17 protein-coding genes are annotated in these 12,925 nt (G+C 39.7%); 7 read left to right on the top strand and 10 right to left on the bottom strand.

Annotation, left to right across the window (positions count from 1 at the left end; all coding sequences use genetic code 11):
- Window positions 1-17: 17 nt before the first annotated feature.
- The gene (locus tag AC787_RS09825) at window positions 18-896 is read right to left on the bottom strand and encodes a helix-turn-helix transcriptional regulator (RefSeq protein ID WP_054024608.1); all 879 of its coding nucleotides are present in this window, start codon (window positions 894-896) and stop codon (window positions 18-20) included.
- Window positions 897-1,020: 124 nt separating this feature from the next.
- Entirely contained in the window at window positions 1,021-2,028 is a 1,008-nt protein-coding gene (locus AC787_RS09820) for a zinc-dependent alcohol dehydrogenase (RefSeq protein WP_054024607.1), read from the bottom strand.
- Window positions 2,029-2,242: 214 nt separating this feature from the next.
- Here AC787_RS09820 and yjcZ point away from each other — a divergent pair, with 214 nt between their 5' ends.
- The 3 genes from yjcZ (at window position 2,243) to AC787_RS09815 (ending at window position 3,473) form a co-directional block, all read left to right on the top strand.
- Window positions 2,243-2,329, top strand: a complete 87-nt coding sequence (gene yjcZ, locus AC787_RS35335; RefSeq protein WP_082360698.1) for a sporulation protein YjcZ — start codon at window positions 2,243-2,245, stop codon at window positions 2,327-2,329.
- A gap of 174 nt (window positions 2,330-2,503) precedes the next feature.
- Window positions 2,504-2,620 carry a sporulation protein YjcZ gene (locus tag AC787_RS33175; RefSeq protein ID WP_082360697.1) on the top strand — a complete coding sequence of 39 codons (117 nt, stop codon included), beginning with the start codon at window positions 2,504-2,506 and terminating at the stop codon, window positions 2,618-2,620.
- Between the two features lie 538 nt (window positions 2,621-3,158).
- Window positions 3,159-3,473, top strand: coding sequence for an antibiotic biosynthesis monooxygenase family protein (locus AC787_RS09815; RefSeq protein ID WP_054027003.1), 315 nt, complete (start codon window positions 3,159-3,161; stop codon window positions 3,471-3,473).
- On the opposite strand, the gene AC787_RS35050 is transcribed toward AC787_RS09815, so the two are convergent.
- Both AC787_RS35050 and AC787_RS09810 read right to left on the bottom strand, forming a co-directional pair.
- On the bottom strand, window positions 3,466-3,597 hold the full coding sequence (locus AC787_RS35050) for a hypothetical protein (protein WP_268760163.1): 132 nt from the start codon (window positions 3,595-3,597) through the stop codon (window positions 3,466-3,468). The two genes, AC787_RS09815 and AC787_RS35050, sit on opposite strands and share 8 nt — an antisense overlap.
- Before the next feature lie 123 nt (window positions 3,598-3,720).
- Window positions 3,721-4,740: a zinc-dependent alcohol dehydrogenase family protein gene (locus AC787_RS09810; protein ID WP_054024606.1), complete on the bottom strand. Its 1,020-nt coding sequence runs from the start codon at window positions 4,738-4,740 to the stop codon at window positions 3,721-3,723.
- A gap of 114 nt (window positions 4,741-4,854) precedes the next feature.
- Between AC787_RS09810 and AC787_RS09805 the strand changes: the two genes are divergently transcribed.
- The gene (locus AC787_RS09805) at window positions 4,855-5,247 is read left to right on the top strand and encodes a winged helix-turn-helix transcriptional regulator (RefSeq protein ID WP_054024605.1); all 393 of its coding nucleotides are present in this window, start codon (window positions 4,855-4,857) and stop codon (window positions 5,245-5,247) included.
- 186 nt (window positions 5,248-5,433) lie between these two features.
- Here AC787_RS09805 and AC787_RS09800 read toward each other — a convergent pair whose 3' ends face one another.
- The 3 genes from AC787_RS09800 to AC787_RS09790 form a co-directional block, all read right to left on the bottom strand.
- A complete protein-coding gene (locus AC787_RS09800; protein WP_054024604.1) occupies window positions 5,434-6,117 on the bottom strand; it encodes a DUF7002 family protein in 684 nt (227 codons plus the stop codon).
- Between the two features lie 165 nt (window positions 6,118-6,282).
- The gene (locus AC787_RS09795) at window positions 6,283-8,712 is read right to left on the bottom strand and encodes a heavy metal translocating P-type ATPase (RefSeq protein ID WP_152970693.1); all 2,430 of its coding nucleotides are present in this window, start codon (window positions 8,710-8,712) and stop codon (window positions 6,283-6,285) included.
- A gap of 24 nt (window positions 8,713-8,736) precedes the next feature.
- Window positions 8,737-8,937, bottom strand: coding sequence for a cation transporter (locus AC787_RS09790; RefSeq protein WP_054024602.1), 201 nt, complete (start codon window positions 8,935-8,937; stop codon window positions 8,737-8,739).
- 366 nt (window positions 8,938-9,303) lie between these two features.
- Between AC787_RS09790 and AC787_RS09785 the strand changes: the two genes are divergently transcribed.
- Entirely contained in the window at window positions 9,304-9,651 is a 348-nt protein-coding gene (locus tag AC787_RS09785) for an EamA family transporter (RefSeq protein ID WP_054024601.1), read from the top strand.
- A gap of 354 nt (window positions 9,652-10,005) precedes the next feature.
- Here AC787_RS09785 and AC787_RS09780 read toward each other — a convergent pair whose 3' ends face one another.
- Window positions 10,006-10,380 (bottom strand): DoxX family protein, encoded by a 375-nt coding sequence (locus AC787_RS09780; protein ID WP_054024600.1) that lies wholly within the window; start codon window positions 10,378-10,380, stop codon window positions 10,006-10,008.
- A gap of 254 nt (window positions 10,381-10,634) precedes the next feature.
- Window positions 10,635-11,072, bottom strand: a complete 438-nt coding sequence (locus AC787_RS09775) for an RrF2 family transcriptional regulator (protein WP_054024599.1) — start codon at window positions 11,070-11,072, stop codon at window positions 10,635-10,637.
- A gap of 262 nt (window positions 11,073-11,334) precedes the next feature.
- On the opposite strand from AC787_RS09775, the gene AC787_RS34445 reads away from it, so the two are divergent.
- Window positions 11,335-11,484 (top strand): hypothetical protein, encoded by a 150-nt coding sequence (locus AC787_RS34445; protein WP_162839308.1) that lies wholly within the window; start codon window positions 11,335-11,337, stop codon window positions 11,482-11,484.
- Between the two features lie 253 nt (window positions 11,485-11,737).
- Window positions 11,738-12,166: a VOC family protein gene (locus AC787_RS09770; protein WP_054024598.1), complete on the top strand. Its 429-nt coding sequence runs from the start codon at window positions 11,738-11,740 to the stop codon at window positions 12,164-12,166.
- An 86-nt stretch (window positions 12,167-12,252) separates the two neighbouring features.
- On the opposite strand, the gene AC787_RS09765 is transcribed toward AC787_RS09770, so the two are convergent.
- Window positions 12,253-12,789, bottom strand: a complete 537-nt coding sequence (locus AC787_RS09765; protein WP_054024597.1) for a DUF1697 domain-containing protein — start codon at window positions 12,787-12,789, stop codon at window positions 12,253-12,255.
- Between the last annotated feature and the right edge of the window lie 136 nt (window positions 12,790-12,925).

Below are 12,925 nucleotides of genomic sequence, written 5' to 3'. Positions count from 1 at the left end.
ATATCTGGCGGCCTTTCTCACAAATGAACCAATCTTGACTGCGCACCAGCAAATCTACTTGGCGTTATACCTACAGCCGTTTTGAAAGAGCGACTAAACAAATGTATGCTGGAAAAACCAACTTTCTCAGAAATTTCAGTCAGGGTGTGCTCACCTTCCATAATCCAACATTTTGCTTGCTCAATTCTAATATGGGTTACATATTTATGAATGGATATTCCAAGCTGCTGCTTGAACAAGTGTGACAAATGGTTTGTCGACACACCGACGTATTTGCTTATGGAAACATTATTTAAAAGTGGGTCTTGATAGCTGTCATGGATGTACTGAATGGCTCTTTCAATGAATGCCCAACCTTTGGTCATTTTACCTTCATTAAAATCGGCTTGATTTTTAAAAAATAAGTATAACAGCTCCAAGCAGATAGCTTTGGTTATTAACAAATGCCCCGGTCTTCTCTCCTGAAATTGCTTGTGAAGCAGCAGAAACTTCTTTTTCATCTCTATTCGATCCGCTACTTGTATATGGGAAATGGGGATAATGGATGTTAGCTGCATTTCCCTCTCTACGATGTCAGAATTCTGGAATCTAGCGGCGGTTGTGAAATTCAATAAACTTCGTTTTTCGTCATAATTGAGGTCAAAATGAAAAATATATTGAATTAATGGAATAGCTGAGGTAGATCGTATAATGTGAGACATGTAGGGATGCATCAACAGCACATCACCTTCTTGAACAACATATTTGACACCGCTCAAGAAAAACTCAGCTTCGCCTTGCTCGATGTATGTGTACACATGATCGTGATCCATCCATTCTCCGGCCAAGGATGATGTTGTCATCATTCTCACTGCCCTTACGAAAGGCGAAATGCTGTTCATCCATGACTCATTCATTAATTTCACCCCTAAAATCGTTTCTCTTCTATCAATCCTCCTCCAATTATAAATGAAGTATATTCACATTAGCCATACCTAAACGAATTAATGCTCTTGCAATACAGGATATGATGAATTCCACCTAGGACCAATCAAACAAAACGCCATTATACTGATCTTTATTAGTTCTCAATCCCTCGTAAGCTTCTTGAGCTTGCTCTGGCTTAATCACATGACTGATTAATGGTTCTATCTGCAGCCTTTTTTGCTTCATAAGTTCAAATACAATTTTCGAATTTCTCACTAAAGAATGTTTAACAAACTCATTAGGTTCAACCGGATAACGCCACTCATGTGCGCCCTTAAACGTAATACAGCCTCTGCCATAAAGATGACAATAGTTTAAAATATCAGTAACATCCGTGTTGTACTCTCCGCGTGGACTTCCTAAAAATATGATTTCACCCAACTTTGCAATCCACTTCAGACTTTCAACTCCCACGGCTGATACACCCGTTGCCTCAATATGAGTAGAAACACCTACACCATTGGTTAATATAGCGATCTGTTCCTTTACATCTTCTTCTCCACCATTAAACGTGTAATCCACGCTGCACGCCTCGGCAGTTCGAATTCTTTCTTTGGATAAATCGACCCCAATAACCGTAGCACCCTGAAGCCTTGCTAGCTGAGCAGCCAAATTCCCGACTAGTCCAAGACCAGTAACACTTACATAATCACCAATTTCGATCTCAGATACTCTTACCGAGGTGAAGGCGACCGTGGCCATTCGAGTGAATGGCACCCATTTCAAATCCAACTGTTCAGGAACTTGAATACAAACATCAGCAGTGTTTACAACTTGATATTTAGAATGCTGTCCGTAATGAAACACGATATCTCCTGCCTTAAAATCTTTGACACCCGAACCTGCCTCAATCACTTTACTCACGCTTGCATACCCCGGACATAGCGGAAGCTTGGCCCACTCTTCTTTACCCGTTAACATTGCAAGCTCAGTTCCAGGGCTAATAAGGGAATATATCAATTGAACAAAGATTTCATTTTCATTCAAGGTTGTTGGATTAAAACTCTCTTCGACCGTCTCAACAAGCAAGGGGCTCACAAACATCACTTTTTTATTTTTCATCGTAATCACTCCTTGTTATCACTTTCGATACTAATATAAGTCATAGCAGTGTACATGTCTTTGCTTGCTTAAACGATTTTTTATCTAAAACACCGATAATAACGATAATCGCTATTTCTATTTTATATAAGGCTACTATCATACCAGTACAACCATCCAATCATTAAGCTCTATCAATACATAGTTTATATTGTAGTCAAAACACAGGGGGTGAATGTTGATGTCAGGAAATATTGGTTTTATTCTGGTACTGTTCATTTTGTTGGTCATTATCGCTTGTAGTTGTCGTGACCGCGCCTAAATCGATATAGCACAAAGGAGACAGCCCATTTTATGGGCTGTCTCGATTATTATGATACTTAATAAGCGTACGGCATCCTACTGGGCAAATATCATTACAGAACAAACGTCCAATCACACAGCACCATCCGCACATAAACTACAGTGTACTTTAAACATTGGAGGTGAATGTTTGATGGGTGGATTTGTTGGTGGTGCTAATCACAATGTTGGTATTATCCTGGTTCTATTCATTTTGCTGGTGATTATAGCTTGTAGTTGCGGCATCTTTGGCGGCGGCTGTGGCTACTAATTGAAATGCTTTATACCCTCCATCTATTCAGACTGCGAATAATTTCTTAAATAGAATGAACACAAAAAGCCCATTGTATGGGCTTTTTGTGTTACTCCACATCGTACATCGGATAATGTGCGATCAGGCAAGTACAAACATCCAATCATTTAGCTCTATCAATACATAATCTACATAGTAGTCATTAGGTATGGAGGTGAATGTGTGATGTCAGGATCAAAAAACAATATTGGTATTATTCTAGTTTTGTTCATTTTGTTGGTGATTATCGCTTGTAGTTGTCGCGACCATCATTAAAAAACATAAGGAGGGAAATTAAAAAATGCAAAATAACATTGGTACGATTCTAGTTCTTTTTATTCTATTAGTAATTATTGCTTGTAGCTGTGGTATCTTCGGCCGTAATAATCAGCCTTACTAAAAAGCATTCATGAGAAAGCCCTATCTAGGGCTTTCTTTTTTTGTATGGCTCTGTTATCGTTTATTGTTGATATTTGACCAAAAGAGATCATAAAAGGAGTTATGCACATTGGAAGAAATGATTCATTCTACAAAAGATTCGTATTATGCGGTTATATTTTCGAGTCAACGTTCAGCGGAAGATAGCGGATATCATTTGATGGCAGAAAAAATGGAAAAGCTTGCGTCGCAGCAACCAGGTTTCTTAGGAGTGGAAAGTGTACGGGATGCTGCGGGAGCGGGCATTACCATATCCTATTGGGAAAGTATGGAGGCAATAAGTAATTGGAAGAAAAACGAATCCCATCTAGTTGCCCAGGAAAAAGGCAAACAAGAATGGTACCTGAACTACAAGGTGAAGATTTGTAAAATAGAAAGAGAATATTCTAGCTAATTGTTTGTTTCATTTCTATTTCTTTAATCCAATCTTTAAATGAAGGTTCCACATCGTTAATTGGATAAGCCAGTTTCGTCTTTTCATCTATAAAAACAGACCATGTACCCGTTATCTGTATCATTATCGTGTCTCCGTACCATTAACCTCCCAATTCATTCGTCATATAAATGACGGCATCGAACTGGGAGATGCTGCATCTGCGGTTATATCATGAGATATCATCTTTTACTCTAAAATAATTGAATTAATGTTTAAATGAAATAACAATTTTTCCAAAATACGACCCCCTCGTCAAGTACTGAAGAGCATCAACCGCGCGTTCAAATGGAAACACTGAATCCACTATCGGGTGAAGGCCGCTATGTTCAATTGCATGATTCATCGATTCGAACATATCCCTGCTGCCTACGTTGATCGCTTGCAAGCGAGCTTTCCTAATAATTGCCGGGATGATATCGAATCCTTCTACACGGAAACCCGATAGACCGCCTATCATGCTGATTTGTCCACCTACTCGCAGCGCTGAGATCGATCTGTTTAACGTAGCTGATCCACCGAGATCGACGATATGGTCTGCTCCGCGTCCCTCCGTGAGTGCAAGTACCACCTTATCCCATTCGGGTGTTTGTTTATAATTTATTCCAAAATCAGCACCAATTCCTTTAGCTCTTTTAAGCTTCTCGTCACTGCTTGATGTCACGATAACTGTTGCTCCATACAGTTTTGCGAATTGAAGCGCGAACACGGAGACTCCGCCTGTTCCTTGTACGACAACGGTATCACCCGCTTTTATCTTACCTTCCTCAACGAGAGCATGCCACGCTGTCACACCTGCACATGGCAAGGTTGCCGCTTCTATATCCGTCAATAGATCTGGTACACGAATTAGCCCTTCTTCTGACAGCACTACATATTCCCCGAGCAGCCCATTCAATGGACTTCCAAGTGTACTTACCCAATTTTGTTGTGTTGGCTCTCCAGTAATCCAGCTTTGAGTGAAAATTCCGCTTACTCTATCCCCTATTTTGAATCTGTTTGAGTGTTCTCCCAAAGAGACAACCTCGCCAACACCGTCAGATACAGGAATTAATGGCTTATTTAAATTTGGGTTATAAAACCCATCGATGACACCCAAATCTCTAGAGTTTAAAGAAACCGCACGCATTTTGATCAGAACTTCATTTGAACGGGGCACTGGTATTGGACGATCAGCTACTTTCAGATTTTCAATTCCAAATTCACCATTAATTTCGTATACTTTCATGAGAACCTCTCCTTTATGGATAATATAGACATACAATAATATACAAACTAAAATAAAGTAAGTAGGCACTTTAGAGTTTCCAATGAACCAAAAGGTGTATAAGGAGGGCGTTCAATGAAAGCATCAACCTCAGCTAAAACCGTTCAACCTGATATTTCGATAACCGCATGCTCATACAACAAAGTACTTGAAATTATTGCTAACAAATGGTCAGCATTGGTCATTTACGCATTGGAAGACGGTATTATTCGATACGGAGAAATTAGTAGGCGGATTGATGGCATTTCCAAAAAAATGCTAACCCAAACTTTGCGGCAGCTGGAACGTGACGGTTTGGTTCAACGCGATATTACTCCGTCTGTTCCGCCAATCGTTGAATATTCCTTAACCTCGTTGGGCGAGTCTTTGCTCCAGCCTTTAAGTGCCCTGAAGCAGTGGACAAGGACAAATTATTCACTTGTTGAAATGGCTAGATTGTCATTCGATCAAACTAAAGACAAGGAATAATAAAAAAACATGCAAAAAGACACCAACTGAGCGTTAGTGTCCTTACGTATGATTATTTGTTAGTTCATTATTTCCACTATTATATTTGCCAAACTTTTTTTCAACAAGCTGACTATCATTTTGACGAATAACCCACGGAGGGATAAAAAAGAAATCACCTCCTATGTAATTGAATTATCTTGAGCGTTACTTAAAACTCGCTAGAGGCTTCATAAGCTCTCTCCAGCTCTCAGGTATATCTTTGCTATTATCGACATAAACAGAACGTAAATATTGGGTCAGATTAACGACTTGATCTTTGAACAGTAACTCATGGATTTCGGATGCTTTTGTAGGAACTGTGTTATTCACCATGTTCTGGAAGTCGTCTATCGGAAGGAACATCTGTAAACTTTTCTTATAATTGCAGTGCTTTGGGAACCTTGGTGAACTCCCCGAGTCGTATTTAGACAACTTTACTGCCGAATAATGATCCAACAATAAACGATATGCCTCGAACTCTAAAATAACAAATGCTTCATCCGGTTCTCTTCGCTTGTATGTGTCCAACATTTTACGACAATCCTTAATTGTGGGCCAAAAAAACACATGCTGATCGAGATAAGCCCGAAATTGTTCCTGTGTACAATCGGCATCTATCATACTATCAGCAATCCTTAGATGAGCATTAATTGTAACCGTATGTTCGAAATATTTGACTTCTTTGACTATAGATCGTCGCTCCCCTGCATGATGGGGATAAAGATGATAACTAGAAGAAAGTGCATCATTATGCACGATAGCAGGCAAGTTCCTTACTCTTGTAAAATGATATAGACTCTTCCTGCCCTTTGATTTGGTTATGGCTAATAATACGGCTTCCTTATCCACAATGCCCCCTCCTTCCACTACTATGATTTCACAAATGCGTTTGTATCATTCTCACAATGATGTAAAAGTAATACATACGAAAAAAAAGGTTGCCGAGGGCGACCTTTTTCCCGTATATATTATTAATGAATACCAGCTTTGAATACGATCACCCATTGTATCTAGTTACACTTTCATCCGTTGCAGACGTAGTGCGTTTAAAACAACGGATACGGAGCTAAGTGCCATTGCAGCACCAGCGACCCATGGGGCCAATAATCCGATTGCTGCAATTGGAATACCTAACGAGTTGTAAGCCAACGCCCAGAATAGATTTTGCCTAATATTGCCCATCGTCTTACGGCTCATAAAGATTGCATCCGGGATACTGTTCAGATCACCGCGCATCAATGTGATGTCAGCAGCCTCCATCGCTACATCAGTCCCCGTTCCGATTGCCATTCCAATATCCGCCATAGCTAGTGCAGGTGCATCATTTATTCCATCACCGACCATCGCTACTTTTTTGCCTTGTGCTTGCAATTTTTTGACTTCTTCCGCTTTACCCTCCGGTAGTACTTCTGCCAACACATGATCAATTCCGACTTGTTTTGCAATAGCTTGAGCTGTACGTTCGTTGTCACCGGTAATCATAACAACTTGAATACCCATTTGTTTTAAACGGGAAACTGCTTCTTTAGATGTCTCTTTAATGGTATCAGCGACGGCTACCATTCCGGCATAATTGCCGTCTATCGCAAACAACATCGTTGTTTTTCCTGCTTGCTCCAATTTCGACATCTGATCAAAAGCATGCTCAGCCTGAATATTGTATTTCCCCATCAACTTCCGAGTCCCTGCAAGTACTTCCTTACCATCAACGATAGCGCGAATTCCGAAACCAGGAATAGCTTCAAATTCACCAGCATTCGGGAGTTCAATGCCTTTAGCCAATATGCCGGATACAATGGCTTCCGCAAGTGGATGCTCCGAATTTTTCTCAGCTGATCCGACGAGACGCAAGAAAGCTGCTTCATCCATCGACTCTACAAAAACATCCGTAAGTTCTGGTTTACCTTTGGTCACAGTACCTGTTTTGTCTAAGATAATGGCATCAATTTTATGCGTGGATTCGAGGTGCTCGCCGCCTTTAAATAGAACACCAAGCTCTGCTGCACGACCTGAACCCGCCATGATCGACGTTGGTGTTGCAAGACCAAGCGCACACGGACATGCGATGACAAGAATTGCGATCGCTATCTCTAACGCGTTAGCGAAGTCGCCAGGGCTTACCCAGAAGTACCATACAAGAAAGGCTGCAAGTGCAATACCTACAACAATCGGTACAAAAATACCGGAAATAACATCCGCAACCCGCTGAATTGGCGCTTTTGAACCCTGTGCTTCTTCCACGACTTTAATAATTTGCGCTAATGCCGTTTCTTTGCCAACCTTTGTTGCTTTCACTTTCAATCGTCCATTTTTGTTAATTGTTGCTCCGATAACATGGTCACCAATTTTTTTATCAACGGGAATACTTTCACCAGTCAACATCGATTCATCTACTGCAGAAATTCCTTCGATAACCTCTCCGTCCACCGGAACTTTCTCACCCGGTTTCACCAATACATAATCTCCCGTAAGCACTTCTTCGACAGGAATCGTCAATTCTTGACCATCGCGCTCCACTAAAGCTGTTTTAGCCTGTAAACCCATCAACGTCTTAATGGCTTCAGATGTACGACCTTTTGCCAGTCCTTCAAACAATTTACCGAGAATAACCAGAGTAATTAAAACCGCGCTTGTTTCATAATACATAGATGGGCTGTGATGCATATTTCCTGACATTGTAGCCCAATCTATTGTCAAGTATAGGCTGTAAAAGTAAGCTGCTGACGTTCCAAGTGCCACCAATACATCCATATTGGCGCTTTTGTTGCGAAGAGCTTTGTAAGCCCCGACATAAAAATGTTTACCTACATAAAATTGAACCGGAGTTGCAAGTGCAAACTGAAACCAAGGATTCATGAAAATATCTGGCATCCAGATCCATGAAGTAAATGAAAAGTGGGTCACCATGGACAAAAGCAGCGGCAGCGACAAAATGGCGGATAGCAGAAGTTTGCGCTTTTGTCGTTTAATTTCTTGTTGACGATGCTCAGCTGGATCGCCTACCTCTTGTTTTGGCACTGCTTTGTATCCGAGTTTCTCGATTCGCTGCTGCATATCTGACAACGATACGTCGGAAGGATGGTATTCCACATGTGCGGTTTCTATTGCGAAATTGACTGTAGCATGCGTGACACCCGGTAGTTTATTTAATGCTTTCTCTATTTTGAGTGCACATGCAGCGCAAGTCATACCCTCAAGTTGCAAATCGACACTATCTTTTGCTGTGCTATACCCTAGCTTCTGGATGCTTTGTTCCATATTCAAAATGTTCGTTTTATTCGGGTCGTAAATGACGGTAGCACGTTCCATTGCAAAGTTTACATTCGCTTCTGTAACACCTTCAAGATTATTTAATCCTTTTTCAATCCTATTTGCGCAAGCCGCACACGTCATCCCTATAATTTGCAGAGAAGTTTGCTTGGTTTCTGAACTCATCTTTTCCATCATCTTCACCTCTTTTTTTCTCGCTTAATGTACTTCATATCCTTGTTCTTCAATGACTTCTTTTATAGTTTCAAGCGTTAGTTTACTTTCGTCATACACAACATCAACAGATTCATTCGCCAGATCCACTTTTCCTTGTGCGCCTAACGTTTTCAAAGCTCCTTCAATCGAATTGACACAGTGACCACAAGACATGCCTTCAACATTCAATGTTACATTTTTCATTGTTCATTTCTCCTTTATGTGGATGATTTATTATCATCGTCTTATTATAAATACAACTTTTATGAGGTATGTTGTTCCTCTTCTTATACATACTATACCCCCCTACCCTATATTGTGTCAATCGTTAATATCTTTTTTTGTATATTGTGCCAATGCCCGCAAGCTTACTCCCATTAAAGCAGAGAAAGTACTATTTTATTTTCACTCGACTTTACAAGAATTCTATCAGAAAACTGTTTCTAAATTTTAATCATGGATAAAAAAGTTGGTCGCGGGAAACATTAATAGACGAAAGAATTCGACCATTTTCTAAATGATTACAAACAATGTCGCACTCGGTAAAATGAAAATAATTTGGAGGTTCATATGTATTACTTATATAGCTTTGGACTTCTATTTGGAGGATTGTTTGTAGTCAATCTCATTTTTTCTTATCAAGGTAAGCATATCGATCCGCAATTCTGGTCTACTTTAAAGTTTCAATTGCTGATGCTTCCCCTCTTTTTAATGGCTAATATGTCCATAGGATATGGCGTAAAATATGGGCTTAAATCTACTGAAAATCTAAGCTTTACCCTAATAACAGCTAAGTGTTTGGAAATTTTAATTTCGTTAATTATGGGCTATTTGTTTCTAAAAGAATTCCCCAATTGGAAAAATTGGATTGGCTTAGTCATTATAGTCATTGGGTTGTTGCTCGTTAAACAAAAATAAACATCTATCCTTTAAAAGAATTGTGTCTCGATACAGCTAGGTTATTTCTTCAAGAGAAAATCGATCCTTCATTTGATGCAAAAAAAATATTTAGAAAGTATACGAAATATGCCGCATCCATTCATTTGTCGAACGTCCAAATCAACGATACCATTCAAAATAGACATTATCCGGTACTACGTGAACTCGTTCGAACACAAATCTGATGTCATTAGCGAACAACAATTAGAAGACTGCTATTTATGGGTGGACAGCATTTTAAATAAATAAACAGGAGCCATCGCATTTGATGGCCCCTTTTTTCATTTTCCATGAGCATTTAACCACATGTCGCCAGAAGATCGATTGCTGCTATTAGTTAAACCCCGGAAAATCAGACAGATCAGATAATCGGATGAAAAATAAAACAAAAGATAAGACACCGATGAAGATGATTGGGAATGTTTGTTTTAAAGAATCCTTAACACGAACATGAGTCAATATTCCTCCAATAGCTGTAACGCCAAGTAATAACGCTCCTGCTGCTGCCCAGCTCTGCTCCCAAAAGCCGATAACTAAAGCAATGGCAGCGACTAATTCAACGACTCCTGTAACAACCCGAAACCATTGAGGCAATCCCCATTGTTTAAAACCGTCAACATGCATCTTGGCCCCCGATATTTTACCCAATCCTGCCATCAAAAACATAAGACCTAATAATCCTTGCAGTATCAATGCTAATATTTCCATTTTTATCTCTCCCTTTTTTCTCGTATAATGCAACCTATGAAGGCACATTATAAATCAGACTTAACTTTTCGAATTTTACGAATTCTTACAAAGTGCTACCCCAATTCAGGTCATTCCCCCCATAATCTCCACTTTAAATTGTGCTTGTTACGAGCACATATTAATCAAAAATAAAAGCGCAGCGTAAACTGCAACTCATTTAAGCACATTATAATTCCTTTATTAACGTTTGACTAGTACCTTCTTGAAAAAAGTTAGACTACAAAAAAATCCACACGTTCCATCACATCAGCAATGGTATACTGCTTAAGGTATTCAATCGTTTGTTGCTCAGCTTCAAAAAGTATTTTCTCTAGTTCTACGTCCAGTTTTTGACCTGTTTCTCCACAATTAACATCAACTTCCGGTTCAGATGAACATGTATTTACAGCAGCGTAAATTTCACCTAACGTAATTTCATCAGCTGTTTTTCTTAAATTATAGCCGCCTTCTCTACCGCCCTTTGACTCCACAATGCCTGCTGTCGCTAATGCTTGCATTACTCTTCTCATAAAAGTAGCATGTGAATTTACCTGATTCGCGATCATCGCGCTTGATAAGATGCTGCCGCTTTGCGCTAACCAGACGATCGAATGAACGGCTATTTTAAAGCGTGGTGGTCCAATGTTTACTCCACGGTTTGCTGTACTCATGCTCACTCACTCCTTCAGCCACTTTTGTGACTTTTGCTGCATCATTAAATGTACTTACATTAAGCACATTATAAAGTAATGCATTTTTATGTTCAAGTTCGTCTGTTTGTGAAAAAATGGTACTGCTCCGTTTTCATTTCTATCTACTATGAATCTGGGCAAATGTCATGAATCATTTGACTACGTAACAAACACCCAATCATCAAACACCCAGCTTGCATAAATTACACAGTACCCTAATCGTTAGGAGGTGCATTTAAAAATGTCTGGTCACGTTGGCGGAGCTTTCTCGAACTTAGGAACAATCCTAGTCCTGTTTATTCTCTTGGTGATTATCGCTTGCAGTTGCGGATTCGGCGGATACGGCGGTGTCGGCGGAGTTGGTAGCGGCGGTTATGGTAAAGGATACTAATAAGAAGGTCTGAACGTCCCTGAAGACGTTGAGACTGTTAATTTCTCCACAAGGACCAGATCATGGGCCTTGTGGTTTTCCTTTTTCTATTGAATAATCCAGTAAAAATGCATCCTTGATTCTTTTTTCCAAAGTTAGGATGGTACATGAGATATTCTCAAAAAAAAATTTGATTCCAGGCAATCTAATGATACAATTGGAATGAAAATATTGGAGCAATAATGAACCAATAACCATGAAGGAGTGAATAATAATGGCAGTTGATGTGTATTTGAATTTTAATGGAAATTGTCGTGAAGCAGTCGAGTTTTATGCTCAAGTGTTTGGAACTGAAATCACAAACTTCACTACCTTCGGAGATAATCCGCCAAATCCAGAGTATCCGCTTCCTGAGGAAGCAAAAAACTTAGTCATGCACGCTCGTTTAAACATTTTGGGAAGCAACATTATGTTTTCTGATGTTTTTCCTGGCATGCCCTTTATTGAAGGGAATAATATTAGCCTTGCAGTCGTTAGCAAAAACATGGATGAAATAACTACATTATTTCATAAGTTAAAAGAAGGCGGCACTATCGGCATGGAGCTCCAAGAAACGTTCTGGAGTAAAGCCTACGGCCAATTGAAGGACAAGCTTGGTATTTTGTGGCAATTCAGCCATGAAAGTGAAGGAACGAGCGTATAAAAAAACAATCGTCGCCAAAAAGGATAGGGCTCTATTTTTCTAACAGAATAGCTGCCCTGTCCTTTTTTTATTGGATATCGCCGCAATTATTTTAATGCTCTCGCCATGGCATCGAGCTTCATAATCGTTTTCCAGTTCCGGGCTGTAGCTGGGAGCAGATTCTGAAATTTTTTAAGCAGCTTGGAGTCAAGTATGCTGTTTCGATAAAGCACATAAATTTCTTTGCCGTCTATATGATATTCGTCATCGCCTTGGTCTACAACGGGCAGTTTATCGATTTGTTCTTGTGTGGGCGCCTCTTTTAATAAAGTGAGATGAATGCTTTGTCCTTCCGTCAAGACAAGCTCCCCGAATGGTGATTTATCAATAATGCTTGATAGTTCATCTGCCGTTCTCAATATTGTAGCGATATTAAATCCAAATACTTTACTGATCTCCCTCTCTATTTGATCCTCTATTGTAATTACATTTTCGCTTGATTCGAAAATCACATTCCCGCTATTGATATACGTTTGCACTCGCTCGTAGCCGAGCTCCTCGAACATTCGTTTAAGCTCCGCCATTTTTATCATGTTATGACCGCCCACATTAATTCCCCGTAAAAGCGCAAAATAAATGGTCATTCGCACACGCCCTTTCTTCCAACCGCTAATGCTATTTAGACATTAATAGTATAACTGATTTTTCCATATATCAAGTACGGCAATATTCGTCAAACAATCCTATAATTCGTTCCTACCGTTTGACATACTTTTTTGA

It is taken from the genome of Bacillus sp. FJAT-28004, assembly GCF_001280845.1.
In the GTDB taxonomy this organism is placed as follows: Bacteria; Bacillota; Bacilli; order Paenibacillales; family Paenibacillaceae; genus Pristimantibacillus.
The sequence above is the reverse complement of the archived record's forward strand: the minus strand, read 5'-3'. Positions and strand labels throughout refer to the sequence as shown.

Bases quoted from the DNA above. Each gene is read 5' to 3' on its own strand.
- AC787_RS33175 (WP_082360697.1), top strand. From the start codon at position 2,504: ATGGGTGGATTTGTTGGTGGTGCTAATCACAATGTTGGTATTATCCTG.
- AC787_RS09795 (WP_152970693.1), bottom strand. From the start codon at position 8,712: ATGGAAAAGATGAGTTCAGAAACCAAGCAAACTTCTCTGCAAATTATA.
- AC787_RS09825 (WP_054024608.1), bottom strand. From the start codon at position 896: ATGAATGAGTCATGGATGAACAGCATTTCGCCTTTCGTAAGGGCAGTG.
- AC787_RS09790 (WP_054024602.1), bottom strand. From the start codon at position 8,937: ATGAAAAATGTAACATTGAATGTTGAAGGCATGTCTTGTGGTCACTGT.
- AC787_RS09785 (WP_054024601.1), top strand. From the start codon at position 9,304: ATGTATTACTTATATAGCTTTGGACTTCTATTTGGAGGATTGTTTGTA.
- AC787_RS09810 (WP_054024606.1), bottom strand. From the start codon at position 4,740: ATGAAAGTATACGAAATTAATGGTGAATTTGGAATTGAAAATCTGAAA.
- AC787_RS35050 (WP_268760163.1), bottom strand. From the start codon at position 3,597: ATGATACAGATAACGGGTACATGGTCTGTTTTTATAGATGAAAAGACG.
- AC787_RS09765 (WP_054024597.1), bottom strand. From the start codon at position 12,789: ATGACCATTTATTTTGCGCTTTTACGGGGAATTAATGTGGGCGGTCAT.
- AC787_RS09775 (WP_054024599.1), bottom strand. From the start codon at position 11,072: ATGAGTACAGCAAACCGTGGAGTAAACATTGGACCACCACGCTTTAAA.
- AC787_RS34445 (WP_162839308.1), top strand. From the start codon at position 11,335: ATGTCTGGTCACGTTGGCGGAGCTTTCTCGAACTTAGGAACAATCCTA.
- AC787_RS09770 (WP_054024598.1), top strand. From the start codon at position 11,738: ATGGCAGTTGATGTGTATTTGAATTTTAATGGAAATTGTCGTGAAGCA.
- AC787_RS09780 (WP_054024600.1), bottom strand. From the start codon at position 10,380: ATGGAAATATTAGCATTGATACTGCAAGGATTATTAGGTCTTATGTTT.
- AC787_RS09815 (WP_054027003.1), top strand. From the start codon at position 3,159: ATGATTCATTCTACAAAAGATTCGTATTATGCGGTTATATTTTCGAGT.
- AC787_RS09820 (WP_054024607.1), bottom strand. From the start codon at position 2,028: ATGAAAAATAAAAAAGTGATGTTTGTGAGCCCCTTGCTTGTTGAGACG.
- AC787_RS09805 (WP_054024605.1), top strand. From the start codon at position 4,855: ATGAAAGCATCAACCTCAGCTAAAACCGTTCAACCTGATATTTCGATA.
- yjcZ (WP_082360698.1), top strand. From the start codon at position 2,243: ATGTTGATGTCAGGAAATATTGGTTTTATTCTGGTACTGTTCATTTTG.